The sequence below is a fragment of the Bacteroides sp. AF25-38AC genome, from assembly GCF_003602995.1.
GTDB classification, from domain to species: Bacteria; Bacteroidota; Bacteroidia; order Bacteroidales; family Bacteroidaceae; genus Bacteroides; species Bacteroides uniformis.
In genome coordinates, this window is record NZ_QTMD01000001.1 from 48,401 (window position 1) to 61,975 (window position 13,575).

At 45.2% G+C, this 13,575-nt stretch carries 22 protein-coding genes and 1 tRNA gene; 12 read left to right on the forward strand and 11 right to left on the reverse strand.

Annotated elements, in window-relative coordinates; genetic code table 11:
* The first annotated feature begins 14 nt into the window (after window positions 1-14).
* From DWY55_RS00290 to DWY55_RS00300, 3 genes are read left to right on the forward strand one after another with little or no spacing between them, the layout of a single operon-like run.
* Window positions 15-1,403, forward strand: a complete 1,389-nt coding sequence (locus tag DWY55_RS00290; RefSeq protein ID WP_120177932.1) for a phage portal protein — start codon at window positions 15-17, stop codon at window positions 1,401-1,403.
* A 17-nt stretch (window positions 1,404-1,420) separates the two neighbouring features.
* Window positions 1,421-1,645, forward strand: coding sequence for a hypothetical protein (locus DWY55_RS00295; protein WP_007565033.1), 225 nt, complete (start codon window positions 1,421-1,423; stop codon window positions 1,643-1,645).
* On the forward strand, window positions 1,629-3,536 hold the full coding sequence (locus DWY55_RS00300) for a hypothetical protein (protein ID WP_133303477.1): 1,908 nt from the start codon (window positions 1,629-1,631) through the stop codon (window positions 3,534-3,536). Before DWY55_RS00295 ends, DWY55_RS00300 begins: the two co-directional genes overlap by 17 nt.
* Here the strand turns inward: DWY55_RS00300 and DWY55_RS00305 are convergent.
* From DWY55_RS00305 to DWY55_RS00345, 10 genes are all read right to left on the reverse strand, one after another.
* Complete coding sequence (locus tag DWY55_RS00305) at window positions 3,523-3,744, reverse strand: hypothetical protein (RefSeq protein WP_122132180.1); 222 nt, start codon at window positions 3,742-3,744, stop codon at window positions 3,523-3,525. The two genes, DWY55_RS00300 and DWY55_RS00305, sit on opposite strands and share 14 nt — an antisense overlap.
* A 119-nt stretch (window positions 3,745-3,863) precedes the next feature.
* A complete protein-coding gene (locus DWY55_RS00310; RefSeq protein ID WP_007565027.1) occupies window positions 3,864-4,208 on the reverse strand; it encodes a HigA family addiction module antitoxin in 345 nt (114 codons plus the stop codon).
* A gap of 6 nt (window positions 4,209-4,214) precedes the next feature.
* Window positions 4,215-4,529, reverse strand: a complete 315-nt coding sequence (locus DWY55_RS00315; RefSeq protein WP_038607017.1) for a type II toxin-antitoxin system RelE/ParE family toxin — start codon at window positions 4,527-4,529, stop codon at window positions 4,215-4,217.
* Window positions 4,530-4,766: 237 nt separating this feature from the next.
* A complete protein-coding gene (locus tag DWY55_RS00320; protein WP_120177935.1) occupies window positions 4,767-5,021 on the reverse strand; it encodes a hypothetical protein in 255 nt (84 codons plus the stop codon).
* Window positions 5,022-5,244: 223 nt separating this feature from the next.
* Window positions 5,245-5,670, reverse strand: a complete 426-nt coding sequence (locus DWY55_RS00325; RefSeq protein WP_133303478.1) for a hypothetical protein — start codon at window positions 5,668-5,670, stop codon at window positions 5,245-5,247.
* A 129-nt stretch (window positions 5,671-5,799) separates the two neighbouring features.
* On the reverse strand, window positions 5,800-5,991 hold the full coding sequence (locus tag DWY55_RS00330; RefSeq protein ID WP_007565019.1) for a hypothetical protein: 192 nt from the start codon (window positions 5,989-5,991) through the stop codon (window positions 5,800-5,802).
* 59 nt (window positions 5,992-6,050) lie between these two features.
* Window positions 6,051-7,208, reverse strand: coding sequence for a hypothetical protein (locus DWY55_RS00335; protein ID WP_120177936.1), 1,158 nt, complete (start codon window positions 7,206-7,208; stop codon window positions 6,051-6,053).
* A gap of 20 nt (window positions 7,209-7,228) precedes the next feature.
* The gene (locus DWY55_RS22490) at window positions 7,229-7,360 is read right to left on the reverse strand and encodes a hypothetical protein (protein ID WP_270369211.1); all 132 of its coding nucleotides are present in this window, start codon (window positions 7,358-7,360) and stop codon (window positions 7,229-7,231) included.
* 16 nt (window positions 7,361-7,376) lie between these two features.
* Window positions 7,377-7,583, reverse strand: a complete 207-nt coding sequence (locus DWY55_RS00340; protein WP_120177937.1) for a hypothetical protein — start codon at window positions 7,581-7,583, stop codon at window positions 7,377-7,379.
* A 16-nt stretch (window positions 7,584-7,599) separates the two neighbouring features.
* Window positions 7,600-7,839, reverse strand: a complete 240-nt coding sequence (locus DWY55_RS00345; RefSeq protein ID WP_120177938.1) for a ribosomal large subunit pseudouridine synthase B — start codon at window positions 7,837-7,839, stop codon at window positions 7,600-7,602.
* A gap of 319 nt (window positions 7,840-8,158) precedes the next feature.
* Here DWY55_RS00345 and DWY55_RS00350 point away from each other — a divergent pair, with 319 nt between their 5' ends.
* The 6 genes from DWY55_RS00350 (at window position 8,159) to DWY55_RS00375 (ending at window position 11,788) form a co-directional block, all read left to right on the forward strand.
* A complete protein-coding gene (locus DWY55_RS00350) occupies window positions 8,159-8,869 on the forward strand; it encodes a hypothetical protein (protein ID WP_120177939.1) in 711 nt (236 codons plus the stop codon).
* Between the two features lie 25 nt (window positions 8,870-8,894).
* On the forward strand, window positions 8,895-9,467 hold the full coding sequence (locus tag DWY55_RS00355; protein WP_007565007.1) for a hypothetical protein: 573 nt from the start codon (window positions 8,895-8,897) through the stop codon (window positions 9,465-9,467).
* 13 nt (window positions 9,468-9,480) lie between these two features.
* A complete protein-coding gene (locus DWY55_RS00360; protein ID WP_007565006.1) occupies window positions 9,481-10,572 on the forward strand; it encodes a hypothetical protein in 1,092 nt (363 codons plus the stop codon).
* A 13-nt stretch (window positions 10,573-10,585) separates the two neighbouring features.
* On the forward strand, window positions 10,586-10,918 hold the full coding sequence (locus DWY55_RS00365; RefSeq protein ID WP_007565004.1) for a hypothetical protein: 333 nt from the start codon (window positions 10,586-10,588) through the stop codon (window positions 10,916-10,918).
* Window positions 10,915-11,238, forward strand: coding sequence for a hypothetical protein (locus DWY55_RS00370; RefSeq protein ID WP_007565002.1), 324 nt, complete (start codon window positions 10,915-10,917; stop codon window positions 11,236-11,238). The genes DWY55_RS00365 and DWY55_RS00370 overlap by 4 nt, the downstream gene beginning before the upstream one ends.
* Before the next feature lie 109 nt (window positions 11,239-11,347).
* The gene (locus DWY55_RS00375) at window positions 11,348-11,788 is read left to right on the forward strand and encodes a hypothetical protein (RefSeq protein WP_007564998.1); all 441 of its coding nucleotides are present in this window, start codon (window positions 11,348-11,350) and stop codon (window positions 11,786-11,788) included.
* Window positions 11,789-11,874: 86 nt separating this feature from the next.
* Here the strand turns inward: DWY55_RS00375 and DWY55_RS21900 are convergent, their stop codons facing one another.
* On the reverse strand, window positions 11,875-12,195 hold the full coding sequence (locus DWY55_RS21900) for a hypothetical protein (RefSeq protein WP_165859499.1): 321 nt from the start codon (window positions 12,193-12,195) through the stop codon (window positions 11,875-11,877).
* Window positions 12,196-12,268: 73 nt separating this feature from the next.
* On the opposite strand from DWY55_RS21900, the gene DWY55_RS00385 reads away from it, so the two are divergent.
* From DWY55_RS00385 to DWY55_RS00390, 3 genes are all read left to right on the forward strand, one after another.
* A complete protein-coding gene (locus tag DWY55_RS00385) occupies window positions 12,269-12,727 on the forward strand; it encodes a hypothetical protein (protein ID WP_007564993.1) in 459 nt (152 codons plus the stop codon).
* A 9-nt stretch (window positions 12,728-12,736) separates the two neighbouring features.
* A tRNA-OTHER gene (locus DWY55_RS21905) sits at window positions 12,737-12,819 on the forward strand.
* Window positions 12,820-12,847: 28 nt separating this feature from the next.
* Window positions 12,848-13,363 carry a hypothetical protein gene (locus DWY55_RS00390; RefSeq protein WP_007564991.1) on the forward strand — a complete coding sequence of 172 codons (516 nt, stop codon included), beginning with the start codon at window positions 12,848-12,850 and terminating at the stop codon, window positions 13,361-13,363.
* Window positions 13,364-13,575 lie beyond the last annotated feature (212 nt).

The window sequence follows — 13,575 nt, forward strand, 5'->3', positions numbered from 1 at the left end:
AAAAAATATCAAAAATGACAATCGAAGAAATTTTAAATTCGGACATGACGGCAGAACAGAAGATAGCCGCCCTGAGTGAAAAGACCGTGAACGTCCCTGTTTGGGGCGGCAGAAAAGGGCTTGAAATGGAGTATAACCCGAAGTTTCATCCCGTCATGGATAGACAGAAATACCCCGACATCGTGAACGAAGACGGGATTCAGCCCGTGACCCGCATTGCGCTCGGCTTTCAGAAACTCGCATCAAAGAGAATGACAGAGCTGGTTACGGCTATACCTGTCAAGCGTGTGTTCAAGCCTGAGAACGACAAACAGAAAGAAGTGGCGACATTCATCACAAGCGTCCTCGACAAGAACCGCATCGACAGCGTTGACATAGACCGTGCGAACAGGTTCTTTGCCGGCTGCGAGATTATGACGTTATGGTACGCCCTTGAACAGAACAACACGCTTTACGGAAGAAAAAGCCCCCTGAAAATCCGTTGTCGCACGTTCTCCCCCATGCTCGGCGATGACCTATACCCCCTTTTTGATGAATACGGCGACATGATAGCAATGTCAGTCGGCTATCAAAGGAAGAAAGGGAGAAAGAACGTGAAGTTCTTTGACGCATACACGGCAAACAAGCACATCAAATGGTCTTCTGAAAGCGGTTCATGGCAGGAGATTGAGAATGAAGATATAACGCTTTTGAAAATCCCCGCAATTTACGCCTGCCGTCCTTTCCCGATTTGGGAATTCACGTCAGATACCGTTTACGAAATTGAATGGTCTTTGAGCCGTAACGGTAATTACATCCGTGAGAACTCAAAGCCACTGTTCTGTGTCTTCGCTGATGAAGCGATAAGTTACGGCGATGAAAAAAGCCCTGATAAGGAAGCCCGTGCCGTCATGCAATACCCGAAAGGCTCAACGGCGCAGTATGTCACTTGGCAACAAGCCGTTGAGAACCTGAAATTCCACGTCTCAGAGTTGAGAAACCTCTATTTCACAATGCTTCAACTCCCTGATTGGTCTTACGAGAAGATGTCGCAAGTCGCCTTGTCAGGAGAGAGCCGGAAACAACTGTTCATTGACGCACAACTGAAAGTCAACGATGAAAAAGGACCGCTGATTGAGTTCTTCGACCGTGAAATAAACGTTATCAAGGCTTACGCAAAGATTGTTTTCGGGGAAAGCTACGCCGCCGACATTGACGCTCTGAAAGCTGAAATCATCATTACCCCGTTCACAATATCGGATGAAAAGGATGACATCAACAACCTGATGACAGCCAACGGTGGCAAGCCTCTTATGTCTCAGCGTGAATCCATTGAGCGTTACGGGCAATCTGATGACGTTGACAAGACGCTAAAAGAAATCAAGGAAGAGGAAATGTACGATAACCTTGAAATGACTGAATAACAAGAAAGGGGGAGATTATGGCTATATCAAGAAGAAGACAACCGCCAAAAACCGAAGAACAACCGAAATTTCAATGCCGTGACTGCGGGCACAGCTATGATTGGCATGAGATAGGAGCAAACGGGAAACCGTTCATGTGCCGTTGCCCGTTCTACACGGGAGGCAAGTTCTGTCGCTTTCTCTCAGCCCCTCAGTGCGAACACTTCATCAAACGGGAGGTAAACAATGGCAAGGTTGAATAAATGGGAACGTCAACACCTGAAAGACCTGTCAGCCCTTGACAAACGCATAGAACAGATTTACGAGGCTGCTGTCAAGGAAGCCGCACGTATCGGTGCGACCATAAGCGATTTTAACCCCGACAGGCTTTTTTCTTTCAGCGACTATCCAATTACACGCAAAAGAATAGAAAAGCTGTTGTCGGGGCTAAAAAGCGGGTTGTCGGCGGCGATAGTCAACGGCATAAACTCCGCTTGGACGCTATCAAACAACAAGAACAACGAACTCACCCGTCAGGTCTTCGGGGATAACGTGGGAAAACTCTCTCAGGCTCAATACCGCCGTTATTTCTCCACGAACGATGAAGCCCGTGAAGCGTTCATTCAGAGAAAGACAAACGGGCTGAACCTATCAGACCGCGTATGGAACTATACGAACCAGTTCAAGGAGGAAATAGAACTCGGGCTTGATGTCAGTTTGAGAAACGGCGTATCTGCCGAGGACATGACAAAAGAACTGCGTCAATACCTTAAATTCCCCGACAAACTGTTCAGACGTGTCAGGGATGAACACGGGGTTTTGCAGCTATCCAAGCGTGCGGCGGCTTTTCATCCCGGTCAGGGCGTTTACCGTTCTTCATTCAAGAACGCCCGCCGCCTCGCCGCCACAGAAACGAACATCGCTTATCGCACGGCAGACTATACCCGCTGGCAAGACCTTGATTTCGTTGTCGGAATTGAAATCAAGCTGAGTAATAACCACACTTTGAACGGCGTTGCGTTCAGGGACATTTGCGATGAACTGAAAGGGCTTTACCCGAAAACGTTCAAGTTCACAGGGTGGCATCCACATTGCCGCTGTCATGCCGAAACAGTATTGAAGACCGAGGAAGAAATGGCAGAGGACAACCGCCGTATTATGGCGGGAGAAGAACCCGTTCAAGGAAGCAAGAACGAGGTCAAAGATGTACCCGATAATTTCAAACAATGGCTTGCTGATAATGAAGACCGGGCGAAACGTATGTCATCTGTTCCGTACTTCATCCGTGATAACGTGAAGTTTATTCCTGAAAGGTTCATTCAGAACATGGGGACACTGAAAGGCGGTCAGGATGCGGGGCTTATTGAGAACCTGAAAGAAGCCTTTCTGAAACTCAAAGACCCAAACTATATCACGGGCAAAGAGGTTCAGAACACGATTAAGACCTTTGCCCAGAACAACCCCGATTTATTCCTCGGCGGGTTGACAGATGTCGTGATAACACGGGCTAAAGGCGTAAGTTTCTTTATGGCAAACTCCCGGTCTTATCTGAACTCCACAGGGGCTTATAACATGGCGGGGAACACAATCAAGATTGCTAACCGGGAATTCAGACTTGTCAGCGGCGAGATATTCAACCCGCTTGAAGAAGTCAAGGGGGCTTTAAAAGCCATATCAACGGGTGTTGATATGACATTCAAACAAGAATACGCCCTTGAAAGCCTATGGCATGAAATACGCCATGCGCAAGCTGTCGGTTGGAAAAACCTGAGAAACAAAACTGATTTAAGAAGCCGTTCAATGGAAACTATCAATCAGTTCTGCGCACGTCATTCATACCGTGACTTTGTGAAAAGCCTCGGAGGAAAGGCGGTCAACGCTAAAGAAATCATTGAACGGGGTTATGGTTATGGGCGTTTCGTTTCTAATTTTCAAAACCTATTGAAGCATATAAACGTCACACAAGCAGAAGCGCACGCCCATTTCAAAGACATCATTCTGAAAACCCCGTATGAAGAAATCCACGAGGAAATCGTGAAGTTTGTTCAAACGAAAAGTAAATATGACTTGAAAACAGCAAAAGAACTTGTTAAAAATCTCAGAATGTCTTCAAGTGAATTTGCAGAAACACTAAGAATAATCAAGGGTGCGTAACCGTCCGATAAAAATCCAACTTCATATCAAGCGGAAGTTTATCAGCGTACCTTGCCATCCTGTTATTATCCCCTCGGGTATGAAAAAGGGTGGCAAGGTCTAAATATGCAGTATCTTCCCCCACAATAGCCAAATAACGCTCCTTGTCAGATATTCCGATGTCTTCACGCTCTTTGTCTGTTATGTTATAATCAAAAACTGTTTCCATACTCTGATTTGTTAAGTTATTTTCTCCGAATTTGACGTACAAACGCTTTACTTTCCAAATTGGTGTAAGTCTTCACGTTTTAAATTATCGCCCGGCATTCGGGCGCAATCGCAACGCCACTAAAGAACGGCGGCAATTTTGCGGATATTATCCAAACGCTGCATGAAAGATTTGTCTTTTTGGGCGATACGCACATTGTATCTCATTTGAAGACGCATCAACGGTTCAGCTTCAACCCCCAGCGCAGCCTCGAACATCATCGCTGTTTTTTCAGTGACAGGTCGGCGGGCGTTCAATATCTCATTCAGAACAGAATAGCCTATGCCCATCCGTTCTGCCAACTTGCGTTGAGAAATCCCCCTGTATTCGATTTCTTCTTTCAAGATTTCCCCCGGATGCGTGGGAAACGCAGGTTCAAGATTGTTAGCAATCATTTTTGGGTCAACTCCCGGTATTGTTATCATAATCAATCATTTATAATGGTTTGACAAATCTGTTATATTGCATATCGTGGCAACGGTTTCCCCGTCTTTGGTATGTTCCTCGAATTCAATGCGATATTGGTCATTCACTCTCACAGAAGAAAGACCCGCTTTATCGTCTTTCAATTTCTCGTAATTCAATGCGTTGTATCGCATTAACCCCAAGACATTTGAAGTGTCCCGCATCAAATCTATCACACGAATATATTTCCGTATAATTTGAGGCTGAAAACGGTGTTTCTTATCCGTTCGCCCGGTATTATACATTTCCCGAAGATATTCTTCGTTGAAGATTATTTCCATATTCAGTTCTTTTTCTGCGGCAAAGATAAGTTCTTTTCCTGAGAGTTCGCAAAAAAAGCGAATATTTTTTAAAGCCTCAAACGGGTAAGACGAACAGCATGATTACACTATAATCACAAACAACCCCGATTTACCCGTTTTTAGCCCCGCTGTTGAATTTTCACAGCTAATCTCGTAAGTTTATAATCCAACCTAAAATCACGTCTTAAATCGGCTTATTTGGGCTTGTTTTCATCATCAGCCTGTGAACGGGCTTTTTTGCGCCTTACTGTGAATCGCCTCCTGAGTTATCAGGCAACGTTTCCCGTCATACGGCGTACCGTCAGGCAGACCGATGTTGTACAAGCGATTGACCTTACAGCCGATTTGTTCTGCCGTGAAGACATCATAAATCGCCGCAAGTGACGTGAAGAAAAACTCTATTCTTTCGTCATCGTTCAATGGCGGTTCTTTGAACTGAACCCGGTAAATCGTCTTTTGCTCTTTCGCCATAGTCTTTTTCTGTTTAACGCCCCAAACCTTGTGTCAGGCGAACCCCTCCAAAAAACGGCGTGTGCGCCTGACCCGTCAGGGTCTTTTTTTATACTACGTTAGTAGTATTTTTTTCTATATTCTTTTCTTTCCTCTCCTTTAGGGGTTTCTTGCGTAGAAAACACTAATTAAACAGAGTTTTCTACGAGAAAACATATATTATCTCGTAGAAAACATTGATTTTTCAATTGAAAAGTTCTTCAACCCTATAAAAAGCCGACCTCCGTTTGATTGTTTTCGCTGTCTCTACACCCCATATCCCGGCAACAAGCCTGATAGCTTCTATATCCCCGTCAAAGGCAATGCAACATTCATGGTTATTGTATTCATAGCAATAAACCTCCTGCGGGTCACATTCATTCTTTATTCGGGCTTCCATGTCTTCGTAAAACTTGAACAGGCGTTCTATACCGTCTTTTGTACCATAGCCCCCTGCGCCGAAACTGTAAATCTTCTCCCCGTCATTCAAAGGGCGTATTCCTTTCATACCCCTTGCGAATGATTCATTACCGAAAGCGAAGAAGCAATCGTATTTCTTCACGTCAACCGAATCACGTTCATTACAGAGAGCCTTATAACGTCCCAAAGTCCGAGCGTTCTTCCATGTCATTAAACAATCATTTTCAATATCTTCATTGAACTCAAATTTCTTTTCGTCTGTCATCGTTGTTTCTCAGTTATTAAACCCGACACAGGGCTTTTACGGCTCTCTGTCGGGCGTGGTTAAACATCATGTCAACTATTCAAAATCGGGATAAGTCATTTCAATAGGCATATCAGGTTCTCCCTCAAAGTCATTATTGCAAGCTGAATATAATTCAGGCGTATCGCTCCCAAGCGTAATGTCTTTCCATAATTTGCCGTTGGTGTCTCTGTAAACGGGTCTGTCCCAACAGTCAATACCGATAAATGTCAAATCTGTCTTTTTCATTGCAGTCTATTTTTAAGCCCGCAAACCCGCTTTTGACGGGTTCACGGGAGATTGTTAATTTATGCTTGTAATTTCACTCGGTTGAGAAGTGCCCCTGAAATTTCATGTAGTTCACGGCTTCTTTCGGGTGTCAGTTCACGGGCGTGAGCCGTGATTGCCTGAGTGAGTTTCCAAAGGGTTGAACCGCCCTGAACGCCGTCATCTGGGTCATTGCGCATCAATATCTTTTCAACCTCTTTCCCCTCCTGTTTCAGAAGACTTCCGTTCTTCGTCAGGTTCTTCAACTCATGCTCGAAGTCAACATCAATTTCGGAAGCCCCCTGTATCTCGTAGGCTTTCTTCATCAGGTTCTCTTTGCTGAACAGTCCCTTTGTCAAGTCTTTGACCGCTGAAACTGTGGTCTTCGTGTCAAGTTCATACGTTTTGTTGGATAGTTTCAGGTTGTCCGGCAGTTTAGAACCCAAGTGAACCTGTTTCATCACGCTTTCACGAACCATGCCATTGAGACAAGCCCCGTTCAAAAGAAACGCCCGCATATCAACCGCCCCGTCCCCGTAATCAGAAGTTGAGAAGCGTGCGCCAGCGAATATAATAACATCGCCGTTCTTCGCTGTCGGGATAACAAGTGGCTGTGGCAGGATTGTTTCAGCCCAAACCTTTGTGTCGTTCATATAAGCGTCCGAAATAACCGCTCCTTGCTTTGCCGCTTCCTGAACAAAGGCGGTCAGGATTTCAACACTGTTCAAACGGCGATAACTGTCAGAGAGAACGCCTCGAACCTGTTCCCCTACGGTTCTGACAAGAACACGGCTTCTTTCCGTCCAACCGCTATGCTCGTTCAGGATTTCTGCGGCAAGGCTTTTCGCCCATGTAGCCCCTTGCGCAAGCTGTCTGAGATAACGTTGCGGAACTCCCATTCTGTCGGCAAGCTGACCTATGGCATTATCATGGAGTGAGAACTGACCGTCAGGCATGTTCATTACCAGCTTGTCGTCCCCGCCGTTGAATGTTATCACGGGGCTGTGGTCTTTCTGTCTCAGGTTAACGCCTATCGGGGCAATATAGTCCTGCGATATCTTTCCCTCGTTGATAAGGCGTTCCATTGTCGCCTGAACTCCAACGGCTTTGCCGTCAATCATTTTTTGAACCTTGTTGATTACAACATCATTCAAACCCTGTTGCAGGGTCTTTTCGTTTGTCACTGTCATTGTTTCCATACTTGAAAATTTTATTTGGGTTAATACTGAATTGATTTTTCTAAATATGCCTTTGCTTCCTCATACAAGGCGGCTTCTGTCAAGTCATCTGAACTTGGTTCAAATCCCGCCCAAAAAGCCGCTTCGATAATACTGCTCATATTGTCTTTCATAATTCTGCCCTCCTGTTCAGATTGAAAATTCGCGTTTGAAGTCTTCATCGAAATTGATAGTATCAACGAGAATAGTCATAAGGCTTCTTTTGCTCCCAACTTTTGCGATACTGAAAAGACCGCTTTCCTTTTGTTCGTCTGTGGCGATGAAGATAAATCCTTGTTTCGTTTCGGGCTTGAAAGGGAGAACCTGACGGTTCAGTTTTCTAAAATTGATTGCCATAATCTTTTCCTCCTGATTATTTGATATAAAATGAAAATTTGATACCTCTCCTGAGTTTGCATACGCATTTGTCTTCAACGCTGCTGAAAGCCCGCTTCAAAAGTTTGTTGAACATTTCAACGCCGATCAGAGCGATAGCCCCTGAAACACCAACCAGCTTGTGAACTCTGTTTCCCTTGCCGTCAACGCCTGAAACCTTAATTCTGAAATTACGGTTGATTTCTCTTGTGCTGTATGCTAAACTCGTTGTCTTCATATCTTCTGTTTTTTGAGGTTCAAAAGTGATTATATCTTAATCACGTTGCAAATATAAGTTAAGTATTTTGGAAATAATCAACTTTTTCGGATGAAAATTAACTGGACAGATTATTTTTAACCCCACTTAACTCCACTTCCGTAGTATTTAACTCCACTATCTTAAAAACAGCCTCAAAATAGCCTAAAAGCATATTTTATAGCATAAAAACTGAGACAAACAAGAAAAAAGCATTATTTTTCTGAGTATATTGTAATCACTTTAAGAAATAAAGCATACCTTTGTTGCGTAAACTTTTCAGTTAAACAAAGCATTCATTATGAAACAAAAGATTTTAGAGGCGTTGAAAGCCAAATTTCCGGGGGTCAACGCAAATGTATTGAACAGGATTGCCGATAAACTCGCCAAGACTGTAACCACAGATGAACAAATAACAACTGCTATTGCAGGGGTAACAAAAGAGTTCATCGAAATCATTGAAAGCTACGGCGACAGCCGTGCGACAGAAGCCCAACAGACAGCCGTACAAACCTATGAAACCAAATACGGTCTGAAAGACGGGCAAAAGATTGATAACGGGGGCGGCTCTCAGGGCGGTCAGCAAGGAGGAACGCAAACCGTTCAGACACAATCCGCAGGGGGCGAGCAAGTTCCGGCTTGGGCACAGGCTCTTATCGAAAGCAACAAGACGATAACCGAGCGTTTGAACAAAATGGATGGAGACCGTACAACTGCAACCCGCAAGCAACAACTTTCCACAATCATTGAAAAACTGCCTGAAAATCTACGTAAGGCTTACGAGCGCACACCTGTTGACGGTCTAACCGATGAACAGTTCAACACGCTTGTCGGCGAAATCACTACCGAAGTGGACGGCATTGTCAATGACACACGGGCAAAAGGGGCTGTTTTCGGAAGACCTGCCGCACAGAACGGCGGTTCATCAAGTCAAGGGAACGAACTGACAAAAGAGCAAATAGAGGCTATATCACACCGTGATAACAAGCCCGCTGACGGTCAGCCGTTCTAATGTTTAACATTCAAAATTTACCAAAATGGGAATGACAGTTCAAAGACGTAAGGATACCCGCACCCCCCGTGTCTTTATGCACAAAGTAGCGGATATTCGTGGCGGTGTTTCGGTCAAGGTTTCTGAACTCGGCGGCGATTTTCTGAATGAGGGCGCAGTACTAAGCGCACCCGACAACGGCATTTGCCACGCTGTGAAGATTGCCGTTCTGTCGGCAGAAGCGACAGATACCGCAACTGACATCAAAGTAAATAAAGGTCACAATTTCAAAGTAGGCGATTTCGTCATGGCTGATGAGGGCGGCAAGGCTTACGCTATCACATCTATTACAACCACAGAGAAAACCCATGACACAATCAAGGTCGGAACCACTCTCGGCGTGAAGATTGAGAAAGGCGGCTTTATCATTGAAGCCGCAGCGGAATCGGCAGAGAAAACCTCAAAACTGAAATACACCCCGCTTTCACTTGTCGGAACAGGCAAGCCCATCGTGCAAAACTCAAACCTTGACACGGACGCTTGGCTTATTGGCGTGACAAAGGGCAACCCGCTTCCTGAATGCGTGATGAAACACCTCAAAGGTATCATAAACTATTAATCGTAAGTAATTTATGGGAACTATTGTAAATACAATGATTCAGGGTTTGACCGAACAAATGGTTCAAGCCCGTCTGAACTCGGCTGACGCTTCGGGCTTCCTTTTCGGGAAACACTTCCCCGTTAAGAAAGTCAACGGCTTCAACTGGAAAACCTTAACGAACCAGCTTGAAAAGAAGAATGTCGCCGCCGACCTGCATACCGATAACGGAACTATCATGCGTAAACGCCGCCCGATATTCGAGAGCGCACGTGGAGATATTCCGTTTATCTCTATCAGCCGTGAACTTTCACGTTCTGAAATCAAAGATTATCAAACGGCTTTGGCTTTCGCTCAGGATGAAGATGCGACCAAACTTGTTGAATATTGGGGCAATGATGTTGACTTCTGTTTCAACGGCGTTCAGTCTGAGGAAGAATACATTGCATGGAAACTTGCTTCAAACGCTGGCGTGCTTAAATTCACAACCACCACGAACGCAACCTATGCCAATGAATTTGACCTTGACTATGACGTGGATGATGAGATGAAAACCAAATCATCCGTTGATTGGAACAGCAAGTCAACTGCTGACATTATCGGCGACCTTGCTAAATTCGTGAAGTTGGGTAAGGAGCATAACCTGAACTTGAAGTACGCTTTCATCAATTTGGATGAACTGTACAAAATCTGTTCTGCGGAACAAATTATTAAACAGTGCGCTTCTTTCGCCGCCAACGCCCTCGGTATCTCTCAAACACCTGACTTGGCTGCTGTAAATACCATGCTCGCAAAACAAGCATGGCTGAACGGTATTCAACTGCGTGTTATCGACCAAACCATCACCCGTGAATTTTCAGACGGTTCACAGACTTCTGGCAACCCGTTTGAGAACAGCCGTATGATTTTGTCAGAAAGTGAAATACTCGGTTCCACGCAGTATGACATTCTTCAGGAAAATGAAGAAACAATTCTGAGAGCCGTGCGTGCCCATACAGTCGTGAAGAAGTACGGCACGATTGAGCCTAAGAGCGAGGTTACAATCGGTCAGGCTGACGCTATTCCCGTATTTGATACGGCTTACCGTAACATCTACGTGAGAACGGACGCACAAGATTGGGATTAAAGACGGTTGACCTATGGCAAAAGTTATCGAAGCATTGAAAGGGCTGAACTCGTACCCCGTTCCTCTCCGCACGCTCGTTGAAACAGCGGAGAAACGGGGGCTGAACCTTGACACGGAAACGACAGCGGAAATCCTGAAAGGAAAGGCATACAACCTTGCCGCCGCTGACATCTTTCTGTGGCTGTCTTTCGCCCCTGACGTGTCTCAGGGCGGTCAGTCCTATTCATTCACGGACGAACAAAGAACGCAACTCCGCAATCACGCTAAAGCCTTGTACAAAGACTTTGACGATGACAGCGGCAGCGCAAACAAACCTATTTACGGATATAAAGGTTCTCGGCTATGATTATTCAAAACGGAACAATCGAATTCAAGACAAAGACAGCGGGCGGGATTGACCCTGAAACGGGTTATCCCGTCAAACCGTCTTCCGTGGCATGGGGCGAACCTGTTCCATGTCAATTCAAGGCGAAGAAGTTCAACCAACTCGGAATTATCAAGGGGGAACACTTCACAGTGGCTTCCTATGAAATCCTGATTGAAGAACAGCCCGTTCCATCGGAACAGCTACGCTTGAAAGACTTGTCAGGAAAAGAGATTGGCACATTTTCAATCATTCAGGCAGAACCGCTTGAAGCCGTGTGCGAAGTAAGAATTTTGGTCTAAAGCGATGTGCGGCTGTATGTCGGCTTTTCTTTTTCAACCCGGTCAAACATACCAATAAGAAAAGTAAACGCCACATGCGCCGATTTCGCAAAAAATAACTGAGAAGAATATGCCTATCACACAACTAACACCGATGTCGGAGATTGACAGATACACGGAACAGCAGCTTGAAAGGCTGAAACAAGTTCTTATCCGAAACCTGATGTATATCGGGGAGACAGTCTTGAACAGGGCACGTTCAACCAATTCTTACAAAGACCGCACGGGCAACCTGAGAAGTTCAATCGGCTACGTTATCACGGTTGACGGGCGAATAATCCATTCATCCAGCTTCCAAACCGTGAAACAAGGCAAGGACGGTTCTTCAAAGGGGGCAGCGTATGTGAAAAGCCTCGCAAGAAAATTCCCGCAGGGGATTTGCCTTATTGTCGTGGCTGGTATGAACTACGCTTCTTATGTGTCCGCAAAAGGGCTTGACGTTCTTGACAGTTCAGAACTTCTTGCCGAGCGTCTTGTACCGCAAATGTTGAAGCAACTCGGATTTCATTAAACAGAATTTATATGGCTAAGACTTCAAAACAGATTCAAGGGGATGTGTACCGACTACTGCAAGACAGCGTTCTTTCGGGAATGATTTCAGGCGAGGTTTACAGAAGCGGTTACCGCCCACGTGACAGTAACAGAGAAGATGCGGTGGTAATCTTCACAACGGGCTTGCCTGACGAAGTTCAGACAGGTGTCGTTACCGTGAATATCTATGTACCCGATACTGACTTGTACGGAAACGGAGTTCTCGTTGAAGATGGTCAACGGACAGAAGAAATTGAGCGTCTCGCCAATGATTGGGTCAACAGCCTGACCGCCGATAAGTCCTGTTATAAATTCAGGCTTCAACAAACCATTTACACGGAGGCTGAACCTGACATCAATCAGCATTTCATCGTTGTGAAACTTCATTACGAGTTCTTCGGCAGCGATGATGCGCCTCTAAATATCAAATAAATTGTAGAACATTAAAAACGAAGAAGTTATGGCAGTTTTATCATGGGGTAAATGTAAGATTGAAACAACCCCGTCAACAAATGGCGCACCCACTTCCCCGGAGGCTTGGAAAGCCCTTGACACGCCGAAAGAAGACACAACGAAAATCACCCCCACGGCGGGAACCGAGAAGACCGCCACAGAGGAGGGCGGCGAACTTGTTGATGTCCGTTACGGAAAGAATACTTATACACTCGAATTTGACATGTTTGTCAAAAAAGGTACGGAACGCCCGTTTGAAGACAATGACGGGTTAATCGCAGGAGAACACGCTTTCCGCATAACTCCCGAAGACGAAGAATGCGAGGGCGCACAGATTGACCGTTCCGTGGTTCGTTGTGATGAAAGCTATTCAACCGCTGACGGTAAAATGCTTCATTACGTTGCACGTTGCCTGAAACCCAAGACGGGCAAAACCGTTAAGCCTTACACAAAAGGGAGTGAGTAAGAATTTTCAGCGGGGTTGATACACTGGTTTATCCACCGTGAAGCCTGAACGCATTTCCCGGTTGCATGTCGGTTCGATTCCGACCCCCGTCTCTAATCATAACTTAGAAATTCGTCAGATATGAATAAGACAATAGAACAAACGGTTGCTGAAACCATCCTTGAACAACCTTTTGAAGTCAAGGTAGGCGAAAAGTCATATCAGGTTGCCTCCGCAAGCACGGCAACCCTCATACTTGTCTCAGAAGCGATTTCACAACTTCCACATATTGCGCTTGACACGGAGAAGGTCGTTGAAGAAACATTATCCGTAGCGAAAGACTGCCGTATTCTCGGAGATATAGCGGCTATTCTCATTCTTGGTGCAAAGAACATCACAGAAAAGAAAAAAGTTCCGCAAATCAAAGAAAAACGGTATCTGTGCGGGCTTATTCGCCGACCATACACGGTTGAAGTTGAAATTACCATTGACAAGAAAGCGGAACTCGCAAAAGAGCTTCTTGAAGATGTCTCCCCGAGGGAACTGAACCTGATTGTAAGCCAAATCTTATCAAGAATGCAGATAGCCGATTTTTTCGGGCTTACCACTTTCCTTGCAGAACTCAATCTTCTTCATCCGAGGAAAGTGGAGAACTAAATGACAGCATTTGGGCTGTCGTAGGCGGTTTTGCAAAAGGCTACAATCTGACCTTTGACTATGTTTTGTACAATATCAGCTATACGAACATGATAATGTACGGGGCTATTCTCCCGACATACGATAAAAAGAAAAATGACGGAAAAAAGGATGAAGGACAAAAAGTTATCAAGGCAGATGACCCAAGAAACAAAGAAGAAGTAAGGAAATTT